Annotated in this window: 13 protein-coding genes; 2 read left to right on the forward strand and 11 right to left on the reverse strand. The window is 48.2% G+C overall.

The window, feature by feature from the left end:
* Window positions 1-171: 171 nt before the first annotated feature.
* From J2X75_RS25245 to J2X75_RS25270, 6 genes are all read right to left on the reverse strand, one after another.
* A complete protein-coding gene (locus tag J2X75_RS25245; RefSeq protein ID WP_310341369.1) occupies window positions 172-1095 on the reverse strand; it encodes a hypothetical protein in 924 nt (307 codons plus the stop codon).
* A gap of 8 nt (window positions 1096-1103) precedes the next feature.
* Entirely contained in the window at window positions 1104-2471 is a 1368-nt protein-coding gene (locus J2X75_RS25250) for a nucleotide sugar dehydrogenase (RefSeq protein ID WP_150364294.1), read from the reverse strand.
* Between the two features lie 154 nt (window positions 2472-2625).
* Window positions 2626-3429, reverse strand: a complete 804-nt coding sequence (locus tag J2X75_RS25255) for a response regulator transcription factor (RefSeq protein ID WP_310341372.1) — start codon at window positions 3427-3429, stop codon at window positions 2626-2628.
* A 65-nt stretch (window positions 3430-3494) separates the two neighbouring features.
* Window positions 3495-4895, reverse strand: a complete 1401-nt coding sequence (locus J2X75_RS25260; protein ID WP_179198584.1) for a glycosyltransferase family 2 protein — start codon at window positions 4893-4895, stop codon at window positions 3495-3497.
* Window positions 4896-4917: 22 nt separating this feature from the next.
* Window positions 4918-6126, reverse strand: coding sequence for a HEAT repeat domain-containing protein (locus tag J2X75_RS25265; RefSeq protein ID WP_091018251.1), 1209 nt, complete (start codon window positions 6124-6126; stop codon window positions 4918-4920).
* A 26-nt stretch (window positions 6127-6152) separates the two neighbouring features.
* A complete protein-coding gene (locus J2X75_RS25270; RefSeq protein WP_310341380.1) occupies window positions 6153-8381 on the reverse strand; it encodes a hypothetical protein in 2229 nt (742 codons plus the stop codon).
* Window positions 8382-9238: 857 nt separating this feature from the next.
* On the opposite strand from J2X75_RS25270, the gene J2X75_RS25275 reads away from it, so the two are divergent.
* Complete coding sequence (locus tag J2X75_RS25275) at window positions 9239-10483, forward strand: DNA polymerase IV (protein ID WP_310341383.1); 1245 nt, start codon at window positions 9239-9241, stop codon at window positions 10481-10483.
* Window positions 10480-10821, forward strand: a complete 342-nt coding sequence (locus J2X75_RS25280) for a YolD-like family protein (protein WP_310341384.1) — start codon at window positions 10480-10482, stop codon at window positions 10819-10821. The genes J2X75_RS25275 and J2X75_RS25280 overlap by 4 nt, the downstream gene beginning before the upstream one ends.
* Before the next feature lie 212 nt (window positions 10822-11033).
* Here J2X75_RS25280 and glsA read toward each other — a convergent pair whose 3' ends face one another.
* The 5 genes from glsA to J2X75_RS25305 all read right to left on the reverse strand — a co-directional run bounded on the left by glsA (window position 11034) and on the right by J2X75_RS25305 (window position 16918).
* Window positions 11034-11975 (reverse strand): glutaminase A, encoded by a 942-nt coding sequence (glsA, locus tag J2X75_RS25285; protein WP_307534520.1) that lies wholly within the window; start codon window positions 11973-11975, stop codon window positions 11034-11036.
* A gap of 319 nt (window positions 11976-12294) precedes the next feature.
* Window positions 12295-12777: a GNAT family N-acetyltransferase gene (locus tag J2X75_RS25290; protein ID WP_310341389.1), complete on the reverse strand. Its 483-nt coding sequence runs from the start codon at window positions 12775-12777 to the stop codon at window positions 12295-12297.
* A gap of 261 nt (window positions 12778-13038) precedes the next feature.
* The gene (locus J2X75_RS25295) at window positions 13039-14274 is read right to left on the reverse strand and encodes an L-lactate MFS transporter (protein WP_310341413.1); all 1236 of its coding nucleotides are present in this window, start codon (window positions 14272-14274) and stop codon (window positions 13039-13041) included.
* Between the two features lie 180 nt (window positions 14275-14454).
* Window positions 14455-15255 carry a LytR/AlgR family response regulator transcription factor gene (locus tag J2X75_RS25300; protein WP_310341392.1) on the reverse strand — a complete coding sequence of 267 codons (801 nt, stop codon included), beginning with the start codon at window positions 15253-15255 and terminating at the stop codon, window positions 14455-14457.
* Between the two features lie 10 nt (window positions 15256-15265).
* Window positions 15266-16918, reverse strand: a complete 1653-nt coding sequence (locus J2X75_RS25305; RefSeq protein ID WP_310341416.1) for a LytS/YhcK type 5TM receptor domain-containing protein — start codon at window positions 16916-16918, stop codon at window positions 15266-15268.
* Window positions 16919-17117: the final 199 nt, after the last annotated feature.

The raw sequence follows: 17117 nt of genomic DNA on the forward strand, positions 1-17117 counted from the left end.
ATTACAATGGACTCCTGAGTTTCATATCCCGCACAGCATAGTGCTGCAAAACCCATTACGAAATCCGTCACCAAAGAAGGCAAGCCCCATCTACCCGGGACTTGCCTTCTTTCTATACTATAGTCTTGACGCACGTACTCGAAACCAGGAACTTTTTACGTTGACCTAACACTATTCCTTCTTTTCATCCTTGCGCGCAAGTGGAATACCGTTCTTCTTCGCATACCATGCTTCATAATGATGCACAGCCACACCTGCAAAAGAAGAATGAGAGGAACCGAGATCAAACACCTTCGCCATCTCCTCATTCATATTGCTAACCGGTTTACGGAAAAAGGTCAGGTGATCCCCCTCGTGTGTATCCGCGAGTTCCGCTCCGATCCAGACTTTCTTGCCGAGATCATCCGCTTCGTCCAGTTCTTCTTTGGACAGATCATACATCTGCTGCCCACTGTCCCGGTAAGCCATAATGGCCACCGCATCGAAGTGGGAGATCACCCAGCGACTGAATGTACCCTCACCTTCAGCCGACTGACGGGCATCAAGCCAGAACGGAATGGCAGCGCTCATGTACAGTCCGGCATCCTCGCCGGCTTTTGTCCAGGCCTTCATGTTGTTCTGCCACTCTGCAATGACGCTGCTCTCCTCGTTCTCCCAGCGCTTCAGCTGATACGGCTCCACATCCAGTTGAATGCCTTCGAAGCGTTCATTCTTGGTGGAAGCTGCATTATATGCCCGTACTCGCTCGATAAAAGCAAGCCCTTCATCCCGCTTTTCCTCATAGGCCCAGTCTGCATGACCGTTAAGTCCATGCACTTCAATCTCAGCCTGCCCTGCAGCCGCAATGAATTTGCGATATGTTGCATCAGGCACCTCATCCTGGATTTGCAGGAAGATGGTATCCACGCCCTGTTCTTTGGAAAAAGCAATAATCTCAGGCGTTTGTTCTGCAATAATGGACGCGTCCCACAGCCAAGTCGCTTTGTGTTCCTCCGCCGAGAACCATTTGAACATCCAGGACAGAAGCAGCAGGCACAACACCACAGCCAGAATGGCCCATTTCGCCATACCCACCAGTTTGCCCCGTTGCCTCATATATTTCCTCAGACGAGCAACGCTTCACTTGGCTCAAGCACAGGATGCTGCACCGAGTGACCAATCTTGTAGATATGCGGATGTGTGTACGAACGGAACGCATTACGTGTATCCAGAATCGGCACACCCATCTCGGCAATATCAAAGTAAGGCAAATCGCTGTGGTTGGTGATCAGCACGATGCAATCGTACTTTTTGAACTGCTCCAGATTGAACACTTCGCTGTGTACGGTCTCGCCATGTTTGTCCTTGAAGGAATCCGCATGTGGGTCGTAGTAGCTTACGTTAGCTCCACTTTCCTTGAACAATTCATATACTTCCAGTCCTGGTGATTCACGCAGGTCGGCAATATTCGGTTTGTACGACATACCAAGGAGCAGAATATTGGATTTACGTACGGATTTAGCGTATTCGTTCAGAATCGTTGACGTTTTGTTCAGCACATAATATGGCATGTTGTCATTGGTGGATTGCGCCAGCTCAATGAATTTGCTATAGAAACGGAAGCCTTTGGCCTTCCATGACAGGTACATCGGATCAAGCGGAATGCAGTGTCCACCGATGCCTGGCCCTGGATAGAATGGCATGAAACCAAATGGTTTCGTCGCCGCAGCGTCAATAACTTCCCAGATATCGATTCCCATGCGGTCACACATCATCGCCATTTCATTCACAAAGGCAATGTTCACACTGCGGAATGTGTTCTCCAGCAGTTTGGACATCTCAGCCACTTTTGGCGAAGATACCGGTACTACGGTTTCTACATATTTGCTATATAGCGCTGTTCCGAGCTTCAAGCAAGCTTCGGTCGTGCCCCCGATGACTTTCGGTGTATTAAATGTTGTGAAACGTCCGTTGGACGGGTCCACACGTTCAGGCGAGAAGCAGAGGAAGTAGTCTTTACCTGCTTCTTGTCCGATCTTGTCCAGTTGCTGCTGGATCAATTCTTCCGTCGTACCTGGATAAGTAGTGCTCTCCAAGGTAATCAGCATGCCTGGTTTCATATGCAGTTTGATCTGATCCACAACGGTCTCGATGTAAGACGTATCCGGGTCCTGATTCTCACTAAGCGGTGTCGGTACGCAGATACTGAGTGCGTCGATCACGCGCAGCATACTGTAATCTGTCGTTGGTTGGAAACGGCCGCTTTGCATTACTTTTTTCAACTCATCGGACGAAATATCGTGAATATAGGAATCCCCTTGATAGATACTCTCTACTTTGGACGCATCCAGATCAATTCCGATTACCGTGAAACCTTGATTGACCATTTCCACGGCAAGTGGAAGTCCTACGTAACCGAGCCCGACGACGCCGAGTACAGCTTCTTTATTTTCAATCGCATTCAGTAATGTGTGGAATTGTTGATTCTCCATGATATTCCCTCCGGGCAGTGTATTTGGTAGTGCTTAAAATCCATATAAATAGATGAGTGTCTGTGCTCTAAATGTTGCTCTAATCTATCTGATTCATAGTGTAAAAAAAACTCTTACTTTGCACTTCACACAATCAGTTGTTCCAAGCCGTCTTCTAATGCAGGCAGCGTCTGATTCGTGCATCCAACTCTACAGGTGAGAACGGTTTGGTCATGTAATCATCGACTCCGCTGCGGAAACATTGACTAATCGTCTGCTCGACACGTTGTTCGGTCAACACGACAATTTTGGGTGGCTGCTCCATCTCCAGGTTCTGAATATGATGGATGAACGGCAGACCGTCGATGCCATACAGATTCAGCTCCGTGAGCACCAGGTCTGGTGTAACCTTCTCGATCAACTCCAGTGCAGCCAGTCCATCGACGGCTTCATAGGTTTCGTATCCCTGCATCTTCAACCGCAACTGCAGGAATTCGCGTACCGTAGGATCGTTGTCCACAATCAAAATTCGTTCCGGCTCGTCCGCCGTATTGTCTAGCGTGTAGATATGAATCTCCGACGAATCTACGAGCTTTGAGGACTCAGCCATATGCTGAATAGTTGCCTTCGAAGGGCGCTCCCCTTCCGGGAAACTGGCCAGTGTAATCTGTGGATCGGCACCGGGAACGGTCTCTTGCAGTTCATGTTTGATCCGAAGTCCTTCATAATGAACTTCATCCAGTGACAACCCTGGCAGCAGGACGGCAATCGCTTGGGTAGCCCCATCCTTCCACACCTGGAAGGATGTCTCACTCGTTTGCTCCAGATGTGTCCTGACCTGCTGCTCAGGTTGAGCGTGTCCTGCACAATGGATGAACATTAAGCCGCATGTTTTGGCACCCGTATCCTTCAATCCCTGTTCTACACTTCGGTACACATTAACGGCAGCCTCACGCTGCAATGTCGCCGTATTTGGCATGTTCTTTTCCACCCTTCTCCTCGATTATCTATACAAGTTGCTGTAACTTACCATGATCTCTGTACTTAAGCGGCTTCGCTTGTTTTCTTCTCATCCTCGGACCAGCTTTGGCGTGTCATGGTACCCCATGAGTTGTTGTTTTGCATGAACTGCACATGTCCCTGCAATCTCCACAGTACGCCCAGTTGGTGGTAACCCACGAATTTCAGCGCGGAGTAGACCAGCATTTTGACCAGATCGGAGAGCTTGTTATACCGCTTGAAAGCAATCTCCTCCAGGACAAGTGCGCCTACACTCAGCAGATAACCACTCACGAAGTTCAGCAGTCCGAACAGAACCAGAATCGGCCATTGCGTCATATCCAGAAGGACATATCCAGCGAGAGCCAGAAGGCCGGTAATCCGGAAATACGGGTTCAGCGCTTCAAAAAGGACGTTATAAGGCATGGTTACCATACCCATGACTTTATATTTCGGATTGAACAACATGCCGCGATTCTCGATCATGTTCTTCAGATTCCCACGGCCCCAGCGCTTGCGCTGACTGGACAAGATCCGGTAGGAATCCGGCGCCTGCGTCCAGCATACGGCCTCAGGGCAGAAGGCAACGCGATACTTCAATTTGTTCTCCAGCATATAACGGTGAAGTTTAATGATGATGTTCATGTCTTCCCCAGGATAACCATCCCGGTAACCACCTACGGCGATAACAGCGTCCTTACGGAACATACCGAAGGCACCGGAGACAATGATCAGACCGTTCATGTGACTCCAGCCAATCCGTCCGCCTAGGAAAGCTTTGAGATATTCAATCGACTGGAACATGGGCCAGATTTTGCGTGGCAGCGATACATCTTGCACTGCCCCGTTTTCAATTTTGCAGCCATTGGCGATCCTTACATCTCCACCGATGGCTACCGTCTCTTCCGGATTCTCCATATACATGCGTGCCATGCGGATCAGGGCATCCTTCTCCAGCAAAGAATCGGCATCGATGGAAGAGATCAACGGATAATGGGACAGGTTGATCCCGGCATTGAGGGAATCGGCCTTACCGCCGTTTTCCTTGTCAATGACATACAGATCCGGGAACTCCGGGTTATGATAGATCCCACGAATTTTCTGACAGGCGATCTTGCCCCGAATCTTCGTATTGGGTACTGGCTTCAGCCGATATTCATCCAATAAAATCTTCAGTGTGGCATCACTGGAGCCGTCATTTACGACGATCACTTCATAGGTTGGATAATTCAGCGTCATCAGGCAGTTCACATTTTCAATAATCGTCAGTTCCTCGTTGTATGCCGGTACCAGCAGAGAAACCGAAGGCACTAGTTCCGAGCCTGACAATGTATTGTATTTGGAATAATGTGACCGGCGGAAGATCGTCCAGATGTTACGGAACGATAAGGCCAGAATGGAAAAATAGAGCGTATTTACAAAAACAACATAGTAGATTGCGACCATGCCGTAGATTAATAGTAGATCCCTAAGCAGTGTAATCCCCTCCTACCGTAGCGACACCTGTGCGTTTCTTGCTGGTTCTGTTCTCTCGGACAGGGCCAAAATAGCGATCGTACAGCAGTCTTTTTTTGTTATGTGCAATCATCTGCTCTACAGCTCTGTCATCGGTTCTCGTGTGCTGCATGGTACTCTCAATCTGCTGCATCGCAATCTCGCGCTCAGCAACTGTACCTTGCACCGCAGCCTGACACAGCGCTTCGAATCCCGGTTCACCGAGCTTGCTCAGACTCTCCGCACTGTTATATCGAACTCTCCAGTCCTCATCCCGCAGCGCTTTGCGCAGCAATGGAATACTGCCAGATGCATGTTTCGAACCAAGCGCTTGTACCACTTCGGCGCGAACTTCCGGGTCGGGGTCCTGGATCAGCTTCAGAATTGTCTCATCCCGGAGTGCCGGACTTGCGCTAAGATATAGCTTTACTGCTTCGGCACGTACATCCTGATGTTCTGCGCCTACCAGTCTGTCGAGTGCAGGCATCACTTCAGGTACAGCCTGTCCCCACATGGCAACCAGTCCGACTTTTACAAAATCAGGATTCCGATCTTCCAGCAATTCAATTAGAATTCTGCTCGTATCCAGGCTCGTTTCGAGCAGAATATCTGCTGCCAGATGGTGAATGGACTTACCTTTGGTTAACAGCAACGCGAGCATGTCTTTCAGTTCACCTTGCCGAGTCGTACATCTGGAGATGGATCGACCAATCATAATGGCCATCGGGCCCGGTTTCTCATCCTTCAGCAATTCCATCAAACCCGGAACGGCTTCAGGACAACGCATGCCACCCAAGCGATAAGCTGCATCAATCTGGCGACCATAACGCAGACGGCCCAGTTCCTTCAGATCATGCTCTACGAATCCTGCTTCACGGCACAGTGCGATTAATTTGTCGCGATACTCACCCTTGAACTGGTCGATCCATTCAATCAATCTGTCCTGAATGACTCTGCGTTCCAGCGGAGCCAGTTTGCCTGGTGGCAATTTGAGTGGACTATTCTCAGTCAAGGCTGTTTGCAGATAGGTGAAGTAGTCACGCTGCTTCAATTCATAAAACGCCGTCTTGCGTCGTTTGCCATTGTGGGACATTTTCATGGCAAACAATACGATGACGCCTACAACAACAAGTGCGATACAGATGTACAAAAACAGATAGGCCAAAGCCAAACTTGGAAACATGTGAAAAGGTCCTCCTTTATACTCATTTATTCGATCTGAAAACTAGGAATTTTTTCATAGCTCTTCTTCATTTTTTCGTAGCTTAGCTTCAGGCGTTCACTATACTGCACCTGCTCCCAAGGCTGCCAGCTATATACCGGCAAAGTCTTCAGGTCCAGGGTCGTCTGTTCACCCCCAGGCCAAGATACTTTCTTCGTGGCGCGGTCCGTTAACCACGGAATGAGAGTAACGCCTTCCACAGCAACTGTAGAGAACTCACGTCCATTCTTGAGCGGTCCATAGTCGATCGCTTGCAGCGAACTCGGATCACCGAACCCAAGCAGCATCCAGGGAATTCGCATCTCCACTTGATTGCCGTTATACTGCCATGCCGTTAATGAATCCGTATCAGGCTGACCGGGAGCCGTGGTTCCCCGCTTCAATGTTCCGACCTTTTCATTCATGAATGGATGAGCAGATCGGGTATCAGGCGGTGTCATCCTCAGGCTGACTGCCAGATTCCATGGGTGGAACGGATTATCTACGGAATCTGACTGCTGATCTGGCAGCATATCGTATCCTTCTTTGCCGTACAGACGCTGATTAAAGTCATAATCCTTGGCAATCTCCACCTGTGATTTTTCATCCTGCCCCAGTGTAATCACTGTCTCAAGACCATCACTGAGTGTCCGCCCCGGGAGTAGCTTATCAGGCTGACTGCCTCCAGCAAGTGTATCTGTACCAATTCGCAGCACTGTCTTCTCCGGGTCAAACGGTTGATCCAAGGTCAGCCCAATATACAGATAGGCTTCATCATGGGTCATCTTCATTTCCTGAATGCCGTCCACTTGGCCCTGCCAGGTCGTGACCTCTTCATCCTTCAGATCATTCCAGTCATCCAGTGTTCCATCGATGGTCAACTGTTCCTGTTTGCCCGGGTCCATGGCAAGCAGACCAAACATTTTCTCGTTTGTCAGCACGTTCAGCCAATATGCACGGCGATCAGCCGGAATTTCCAGTGGCATCGTGTTCCATGTTTTTTTGAACCATTCATCCTGCCACATGAACACAATCGCTCCCGAGTATCCTTCATCATAGATATCCTGCGTCAGTGACGCGTCAATATCTCCCTGCTCTACTTCGTTATGTCCACCCTGATTCCGGCCTCCCATACCCAGATGGGAAATACCAAGAGAAGAAGGTACGCCATACTCTGTAATCATTACAGGCATATCGGAAAACTCGGCTTTGAGTTTGCGCAGATAACTTTTGTACGTGTTGTACTCACCGTTCTCATCCTTGATGGTTTGGAGCGTTTTATCAATATGGAACAGATCCGGGTAATACGGGTACACATGGTAGGCTGCAAAATAACCTCCCTGCCACGCCTCCGGCTGAATATGTCGGGCATCCACACTGACGAGATCCTCTTCATACAACGGCTCGCCGGGATGATCCAGCACATCGGTCGTTACCCAGTTGGTGAAGGTCATCGGATGTTCCCATCCATACTTCTTCTCCAGGACCGCCGTATGATCCAACAGCTCTGCGAGCCAGTTCTCGAACGGTGACGCTTCTGGACTCGCCGAGAAATGAACTCCCTTGTACTGCGGCACGTCCGCATGTTTTGCGTTTGTGTTGTCTACCATCGCCGGGTCCCATTCCGTCCCCACATGCCAGGCCATCAGGTATTTTCCTGCATTCGTTTTGTATTTGCCGCTGGACTCTCCCTGCTTGGCAGGAATGTCCGCATCGCCATAGACAGCAGATACGGCCTTTTCAATCTCCTGCTTGAACGTCTGCTCAATATGGGCCGCGTAGGCATCCTGTTTCTCAATCAGCTCTTCTTCAGGTGACCATATGCCCTGTATAAAATATAACGGTTGCTCCCGGCCGCGGTTATATTCGACCAATGCGGAGTAGAAAATCGGTTCGTGAACCGTGTATACCCGGATTACATTGGCTCCCAGATCCTCGATCTGCTGGAACCACCGCAAGTAATCCTCTTTGGTCAGCGGGAATTCTCCCGGGTAATGCCCCGGTGAAGTTGCGCCCAGGTTGACACCTTTGACGAACATCTCCCTCCACGTTCCATCTGGCCCGTATTCCATGAACCGGTCTCCATCGGTCTTGAATTTCATCTCCGTGCCGTTCTCCGCTGTGTACGTAACGAGCTTGGGTTGCATATAGTGCCATCCGGCAAATATCCCACCGGTCACCACCACTGCTCCTGTCAACACCGTTAATAGCCAGCGTCTTCGTCTTTGTCTGCTCATGTCTTTAGATTGCTCACCTCTCTAATATGCATCCTGCTTCAACATCGAATGGTCCAACATGAAGTTTACGAATCATTCCGCTTCGGATGTCCGCTTGGTAGAGATGTCAGCGGTGTAGTTCTCACTATAGCGCTAAGACTCTGCATTTGTAACTAGGCTGATGGAAGCAAACATGAAATGGAACATTCTGCCCATAATTCGTAAAAAGCGCCATCAACTAGCATCCGAAAGCCTCCAGGATACGTCTGATTCCCAAACACTAATATTTGCTGGAATCGCATGGATTAGATACCCTGCTGATCTTGCACTTCTGAAACCTTTATTGTTATGTGCAACGCGGGTACAGGCAACGTTTGCCGTTTGAACACATACCCCATTAAACGCGAGTTATATTTTAAAGTTGCGGACCTTTTTACAGTATTAACCATAAAGATTACAAAATTGATACTATAGTCCGATAACGCATCAGCGATATTCCGCGTCACATCAAGGTTTTCTGAAAAGTGCAGAAAATCAAAAAAGGACATCAGTCCCCCTCTATAGGACTGTACCCATTTATAACCCTTTTACAAAAAGCGAAATGAACGCCCGGTCATCACCCTCAAGTCACGGATCTCTCACATTAAATGTAAAAAAGCACATCTTATTTCCTAATTTCTGACTCTAATATGGCCTTAGGGCAATTGTGTCCAATTTGCAAAATAATTCCGGTTGCCGCATTTCGAATTGTCGGATATGCTTATAAAACAAGAACACTTGTTCCATACTGTAAATAAAATGTTAATTATAGATATTCAAATGAAGATAATCGACACTTTAAAGTAGAGTACAGCATCACGGATAAGGAGAGAAGTCTTATGCCCCGCCAAGACAGACGTGTCATCATGCTGGCCGACTGCCAGTCATTCTATGCCAGCGTGGAGAAGTCTGCACATCCCGAATACAAGGACCGCCCCCTCGTTGTTGCGGGAGATCCGGCGCGCCGTTCGGGTATTATTCTTGCGGCCTGTCCACTCGCCAAGTCCTATGGAATTACAACAGCAGAACGATTGGGCGAAGCGCTCGCCAAATGTCCGGATGTTGTTGTTGTTCGCCCGCGGATGGCCGAGTACATTCGGGTATCCCTTCACATTACGCGCATCCTTCAGTCTTTCACCGATTTGGTGGAACCCTATAGTATTGACGAACAGTTTCTCGATGTCACCGGAAGCCTGGATCTGTTCGGCAATCCCGAGACCATTGCGCGCAGCATTCAATCCAGGGTGATGGAAGAGACGGGTGTGTACATTCGTATCGGCATCAGTGATACCAAAGTCGTCAGTAAGATGGCTTGTGACCTGTATGCCAAAAAAGTCCCCAGTGGCATCTGCACGCTACCTCGCAAGGATCTGCCGTCCACCATCTGGAAGAAACCCGTCCGAGACATGTTCATGGTCGGTTCCCGCATGGCGCAGCATCTCTATAAGATGGGGGTCCATACGATCGGTGATCTGGCCCAGACTCCACTGTCCCGGCTGAGAGAACGTTGGGGTGTGAATGGCGAGGTATTGTGGCGTATCGCCCGCGGTATTGATGATTCCCCGGTCAAACCCGGGACATATGCTCATCAGCAGCAGGGAATCGGACATCAGATGACACTGCCCCGGGACTATGACTCGTGGGAAGATATCAAAGTGGTACTGCTTGAACTGGCGGAACTTGTCAGTCGACGTTCCCGGGACAAATCACTCATGGGCCATGTGGTCTCGGTTGGATGTCGCGGACAGGATTATGATCGGCCTACCGGTTTTTCCCGCCAGATGAAGGTGAATGAACCCACCAACATTACGGATGAAGTATATGATGCGGCAGCAGCTCTGTTCCTTCGCCATTGGGACGGATTACCCATCCGCCGCATCAGCGTGTCACTGACCGGACTTGTACCCGATTCTGAAGTGCAGCTGTCCTGGTTTGACGACCGTGAACGCAAAAGAGAACTGGAACGTGCCACGGATGATATCAAGCGCAGGTACGGAGATACCGCCATCATGCGGGCATCCTCCCTCTGCTCGTCCGCGCAAGCCCATGAACGTTCTCATAAAATTGGAGGTCATTATAAATGAGTAAAAAATTGCAGCAAAACGGTATCTTTGAGTCCTCACGCATGATGCTCCCCGAACACCGGGAAGCCTACATTCTTCATCAGGAACAACTTGCTCCTCGTACCCGCCCATCCCTGGATGCCCAGGCCGCGGAAGAAATGTCCCGTTTGCTCAGCAACTCGATGATGCTTGGAGATAAGGTCACTATTACGTTGTTTCACGAACATGACGATATCCGTTACACGGGGCAGGTGCTTCGGCTGGACCGTCCTGCCCGGACCCTCAGACTACTGATGGAAGATGGGTCCCGGGATATTCAGATGAACCTCATTACAGATGTGGCCTTAGCCGATGAATGAAGGGAGATATACCCACCCCGATGTTGTGGATATTCAATGATAGATGCAGCATAGCCGTTGCCATACAGGACTGCCTTCCTACACAACCTGATGATCACCAAAAGCAGCCGACGAGACATATCCTGACCATTTACTTCGTTCTAAAGAAGCAAAATATCAGATACGTGATTCATCGGCTACATATGCGGGTAGTTCTTTTTTCAGAAAACTTTTTAGAAAAAGCTCCAGTCGAATTCCTTGGACAGACGCTCGAGCAGATGCACGCCGGCAATGCTGTTGCCTTTGCGATTCAGAGCTGGGCCCACAAGACCAATGCCGAATTGACCCGGTACAAGGGTCAATATCCCTCCGGATACACCACTCTTGGCGGGCAAACCAACCTCGATTGCAAATTCGCCTGACGCATTGTACATACCACAGGTCGTCATGAAGGTTTTGGCAATCTGTACATAACGACGGGGAATAAGTTCGTTGCCCGTAATCGGATCTGTTCCATCATAAGCCAGAACGAGTGACATTCGTGCCAGATCAGTACAGGTAACTTCAATAGAGCAATGTCGGAAATACACGGCAAGTACATCTTCCACGTCATCCTTGATCACACCATTATGCTTCAGGAAATAACCAAGCGAACGGTTCAGGTGACCACTCTCCGATTCGGACTGGAATACCTCTTCGTTATAGCCCAGCTGATCATTATTCGCCAGTTTGCGAAAAAACTCCAGAATGCGCCGTGATTTCTCCTCTTTGCAGTCACCTGCAATTAGAGAGGACACCGTAATCGCACCCGCATTAATCAAGGGATTAAACGGAATTCCGGGTTCAACCAATTCAAGCTTGATCATCGAATCGTAATCGTCGCCTGTGGGTTCTTTTCCTACATTAAAGAAGACTGCTTCTTCTCCATGATCCATTAAGGCCAGAATAAGGGTAAATACTTTGGAGATACTTTGCATCGTAAATGGGACACCGCAATCCCCTGCAGACACATGGTTCCCTTCGGCGTCCATGATATGTATACCGAGCTCATCCTGAGAGGCTTTGACAAGCTCCGGGATATAAGAAGCCACCTTACCCTGCCCGGTGTGCAAACGACTGGTCTCCAGCCACTCCGGCAGTAATGCATTCAGACGTTCCATGGTTGAATTGCTCATATGTCATCTCCTCCACATCTCTATATGTGCCTGTTCAAAAAGTCTGGTTTTCAGTACCGAGAAGATGGAATAAAGCTAGAAATGGAGTAGCGGAGCGTAGGGAAGCTACGTGAGCAACGGACATTTCGGCTGAATTTCATCTTCGATGCTGATGATGCCGCAGGCATGATTCGTAATCAAAAGTGGACTTTTTGAACTACCTCTAATAAGCATCTTGCATGAAATGTGCATGGTGAACATATGCACCATGATGATAATGAGTTCCATCCGCATCATGCAAGATGCCCTATATTATCTGATTACCCTCAGAACAGTTCCGTTACCGCTTCATTTGAAGATTTAACTCCAAAATCTCACCAGGAAGACCATCGTAATCACCTGTCCAGGTGGATACAAAGTTCTGTCTGGTCAAGATCCGGCGGGAAGCAGCGTTAGCCGGATCGATAACTGCATAGAGTGCTCCAATCCCTGCGGCTTGTGCTTGAATAATCAACCGAGACGCTATGGATGTGCCTTGACCTTTGCCCCAATGTTCAGGCAGGATCATGTAACCTATCTCAGCCTTGGTCGGGTCCTCCTGATCCGGAATCAATTTGGCATACGCCACACCGGCACCATCTTCACTAAATACCCGGTAATGTCCGCAAGTGGAACGCTCATTAAACTCCAGCATGGACTCAAATTGCGTTCTCGCCTCTTGCTCCGGTAGTGCACGTTCTGTAATCTGTTTCATTACTTCCATATTGGAAACCAATGCATAATAATCATCAAAATCAGGTTGTGTGTATTTAATGAACTTCATGATATGCCTCCTCTGGGGTACATAACTTGGTCTTAGTCTTGTTGAATTCACCTAGAGTATAACAGATGCGAATGATGGAATGCACACAAGGCACCACACTTGCAGGCAGCCAGATGGTCCGATAGGCCAACAAGTCAGCAATCTGACAACTGTAGATACCAAAAAGCGGCCTCATCTGGAGACCGCTTTGTTTACTTTGTTTTTTAATTTGCTTTTTAAGATGAAGAAATATTCTCTGTTCCGTACTTCCAGTGCATGTTGTTAGCTTGCCCGTGATGAAGGGTTAAGGTTCATCTGTTTGTCACGTTGACGTGTACGACGACCTTGACCTGGAGGGGTAATGATCAGTGCGAGCAACAATGAGATAGCACAGAGTACGGCAATCACGATGAAAGTTAGATGGAATCCGCCCAGCAGGGCGCTGATGAATGAGCCAGCCAAAGCACCAAATCCAAATCCCTGATAGATCACACCATAGTTTTTGCTCTGATTTTTCAATCCGAAGTAATCGGCTACAATCGCCGGGAATACCGTAATGTTACCGCCGAAGCAGAAGGCAACGGCCGCCACACATGCGAAGAAGATCCCGAAGGTCAGTGGAACCAGACTAAGTGTCATGACAGCTACGGCTGTAACCAGCAGCGCACCAGCGATGACTTTCATTCGTCCTACTTTATCCGACAGCGCACCGAGAATAATACGTCCTGCCGTGTTAAAAATTGCAACCATGGCCACTGCGTTCGCAGCGGTAGCTACATCAAGACCTGCAAGCTGTACACCGATATCTTTGACAATACCGATCAGATACAAACCGCTCATACACGCCGTGAAGAAAATAACAAACAGCATGTACGCTTCTTTTGTACGCAGCATCTCTTTCACCGTGTAGTCATGACGTGCTACGACTTGTTTGGATCCTTCCTTGCTTTTCGGAGCCTGTTCACGAACAACCGCTTCACGGATCAGGAATGATCCCGCAACGACCAGAACCAGAACGATAATGCCCCAGTACATAAATGCCTGAGCAGGACCAACGGCACCAATCAATGCCGTGTTCACATATTTGAACAATAAACTACCGGTACCAAAGGCTCCGACCGAGATCCCCGAGATCAGACCTTTACGCTCCGGGAACCATTTGATCAGATTAGACAGCGACGTAATGTACGCCGTACCATCTGCAAAACCAACGACAAATCCAGCCAAAATGTACAGCAGTGTTAACGAGGTGACTTGGGAACTCAGAATAAGACCCAGCCCAAGCACAACCCCGGCTACACGGATCAGACGCTGAAGACCCCAACGTTCCTGCAATCGTCCTGCAAACAATGTGGCAAAAGCCAAAGCAAAACTGGTAATTGAAAAAGTTATCGCGACCGAGCTGACGTCCCATCCGAAACGATCAGACAACGGTTGATTAAATAAACTCCAAGTATAGATGGTTCCAAGACCCATTTGTACAATGATGGTCCCCAAAACAATAAGCCAGCGATTCATTTTTGTAGGTACAGATGTTGATTCAGGTGTTGATGAAACGGATGAAATTGTTGCTTTCATCGTGATCTCCCCTTTGCCGATGTCATATACATGAATGCGTTCACAAGCTAATCATACATGAAAGGGGATTCATCACACCGTTTTGAGCATGAGTTGCATCAGATGCGGAATGAAATGCTTCTAGATGCGCATGAGTTGCCTGAATTCTTTGACCTTCCCACGACTCACGGGCACTTCAGCTTCCAAATCGCGCAGACGGAGCAGATACGTATTGTTGAACCAAGGTACTATTTCACGGATTTGAGACAGATTTACAACGTACGAACGGTGGCAGCGAAAGAACGTATCCTCTGGCAGTCGGCTGTGAAAATCCGATATGCTCACTGGCATGGTGAACTCCCCATTTTTGGTATATACCTTTGTCACTTTCTCTTGCGCTTCCGCATAGTAGATATCTGCCGTATCCGTAACAATAATATTGTCATTCCGCAGCAGATTAATTCTTCTGTCTGTATGGGAATTCGTATCTCGTTCTCGTAACAGATCTCCCTGTGCAGCAGATCCGTCCACCAGAGTAGCTGGTCCATTTTCAACATGTTGCTCCACCGGCGCATGATCACGTTTGAATGCGAGCTCCAGCTTATGGAGCATTGCAGCAATTCGTTTCTCGTCATACGGCTTCAGAATATAATCAAACGCCTCCAACTCAAAGGCTTCCGCTGCATGTTCCTTATACGCCGTAGTAAATACAATGTAGGGTTTCGTTGCAAACTTTCCAATATGATGGGCCAGCATCATACCGTCCAGCGAGGGAATATTGATATCGAGAAAAATAACATCTACTTCTTGTTCCTGCAAAAACTTCAGTACATCCAGCCCATCTTCAAGGCGATCCACCACTTCAATCTGACTATGTTCCTCGATTAAATAATTCAATTCCTCACTTGCCAAAATCTCGTCTTCCACAATAAGAGCTCTCATTGATCCATCATCACCTTGTTACGACATCTCCTTTGGGCACATCAAATAAAATATCGGTTCCTTGTTCCAGCCGTGTAATGGTTACACCTTGTCCGTAGATAAGCTTGACCCGGCGATGCACATTATATAGCCCGATCTGGTTACCAGGCATACGGTCATGGTACACACGTTCAATAATATCTGCACTGATACCTGCCCCTGTATCGCTAACACTGATTCGAACAAACTCCGGATAATCCTGCACCCGAATTCGAACAGTCCCGGGTCCTTTGACCTTGAGAATGCCATGAATAATTGCATTTTCGACGAGCGGTTGGATAACAAGACTCGGAATATGCACCGCGACCTCATCAATTTCATAGATCACGTTAAGTCGACTGCCAAAGCGAGCTTTCTCAATCTCTACATAATTCCGGACCTGCTCCAGTTCCTTATGAATATCAATTAACTCATCCGACAGCTCCAGATTGTAACGCATGTACCCGGATAGATTCACAATCAACTCCCGTGCTCGATCCGGTTTGGTTCGGATGGACGATGCAATCGCATTTAACGCATTAAACAGAAAATGAGGATGAATAGTTGTCTGTAATGCACGCAGCTCTGCTTTGTTGGCAGCAGCCTTGATCTCCTCTACCCGCGATACCTCCATCTGGGTCGAGATGATCTGGGACAGACCTACAGCCATCGTTTGTAATGGATACGTAATTTTGTACGCTTTGCGATAATAGATTTTGAGCGCACCTGTAATGTCTCCTCGTTCTTTAAGCGGAATGATTAACAGCGAGTGGATATCGGGTGTTTTTTCATCAATGACATCATTACTGATCGTAATCTCCCCGCTGGATATCGTCTTCTTGGTCATCTCACTTATAATTTCATTACCGATATGATATCGTTCTTCACCAAATCCTACATAAGCCAGTACATTCCGGGTATCCGTAATTGCAACCGCATCGGCCTGAATATCCTCCTGAATAATCCGGCAGATTTTGCGCAGAGAATCCTCATCAATCGATCGAAAATACGGCAAGGTTTTGTTTGCAATCTCCAGCGCGAGCTTCGCCTGACGAGCTGCAATCATTTCCTTTTCCCCCTCAACACTCTGCACCAAGAGCACAATTAGCCCAATATTGACTTCACCCAGAATCATAGGCAGCGCAATCTTCGAGACAATGTCGGCACCCAGTGGATCGGGATAGGAATATAGCAGGATCAATAACATCGTGAGCGCTTCACAGATCATTCCGGCACCAATACCGATAATCCATCGCTTAGGCTTGGGCGTGTACTTATGTATATATCCGGAGACCAGACCTGCCAGGATACTTGTGATCAGACAAGGTATAGCTGTGACTCCATCCATATCAATCAAATACCGATGCACACCAGACACAATCCCCGTAATAATACCCACAGGCGCCCCGAACAAAATACCACCCGATAGCACCGCTATAATGCGGACATTCACCAGTGAACCTTCAACATTAATGCCCGTATATGTCCCGAAGATGGCAAAAGCACAGAATAACAAGGTAACTGCAATAGACTCCTGCCACCTTAATTTCCCCTTTTGCAGAATCTGCCTAAATCTCGGCACCCTCGACAGAAAGAATAAAAATATAATCAACAGCGCCGCCCGTTCAAATAAACCCAGCAGCATCGTAAACATTTCCAATCGTACTTCCTCCACATCTGTCTGAAAATAAAATGCATACCGACACAGCCAAGCCTTTTTGACATAAAATCCAAGACATTGATCGCTGCTGCTCGTATGCTCGTATGCTCGTATGCTCGTATGCTCGTATGCTCGTATGCTCGTATGCTCGTATGCTCGTATGCTCGTATGCTCGTATGCTCGT

This window comes from Paenibacillus sp. 2003, from assembly GCF_031455635.1.
GTDB lineage: Bacteria > Bacillota > Bacilli > Paenibacillales > Paenibacillaceae > Paenibacillus > Paenibacillus amylolyticus_B.

Bases quoted from the DNA above. Each gene is read 5' to 3' on its own strand.
- J2X75_RS25250 (WP_150364294.1), bottom strand. From the start codon at position 2,471: ATGGAGAATCAACAATTCCACACATTACTGAATGCGATTGAAAATAAA.
- glsA (WP_307534520.1), bottom strand. From the start codon at position 11,975: ATGAGCAATTCAACCATGGAACGTCTGAATGCATTACTGCCGGAGTGG.
- J2X75_RS25255 (WP_310341372.1), bottom strand. From the start codon at position 3,429: ATGCCAAATACGGCGACATTGCAGCGTGAGGCTGCCGTTAATGTGTAC.
- J2X75_RS25275 (WP_310341383.1), top strand. From the start codon at position 9,239: ATGCCCCGCCAAGACAGACGTGTCATCATGCTGGCCGACTGCCAGTCA.
- J2X75_RS25280 (WP_310341384.1), top strand. From the start codon at position 10,480: ATGAGTAAAAAATTGCAGCAAAACGGTATCTTTGAGTCCTCACGCATG.
- J2X75_RS25290 (WP_310341389.1), bottom strand. From the start codon at position 12,777: ATGAAGTTCATTAAATACACACAACCTGATTTTGATGATTATTATGCA.
- J2X75_RS25245 (WP_310341369.1), bottom strand. From the start codon at position 1,095: ATGAGGCAACGGGGCAAACTGGTGGGTATGGCGAAATGGGCCATTCTG.
- J2X75_RS25300 (WP_310341392.1), bottom strand. From the start codon at position 15,255: ATGAGAGCTCTTATTGTGGAAGACGAGATTTTGGCAAGTGAGGAATTG.
- J2X75_RS25260 (WP_179198584.1), bottom strand. From the start codon at position 4,895: ATGGTCGCAATCTACTATGTTGTTTTTGTAAATACGCTCTATTTTTCC.
- J2X75_RS25270 (WP_310341380.1), bottom strand. From the start codon at position 8,381: ATGAGCAGACAAAGACGAAGACGCTGGCTATTAACGGTGTTGACAGGA.
- J2X75_RS25305 (WP_310341416.1), bottom strand. From the start codon at position 16,918: ATGCTGCTGGGTTTATTTGAACGGGCGGCGCTGTTGATTATATTTTTA.
- J2X75_RS25265 (WP_091018251.1), bottom strand. From the start codon at position 6,126: ATGTTTCCAAGTTTGGCTTTGGCCTATCTGTTTTTGTACATCTGTATC.
- J2X75_RS25295 (WP_310341413.1), bottom strand. From the start codon at position 14,274: ATGAATCGCTGGCTTATTGTTTTGGGGACCATCATTGTACAAATGGGT.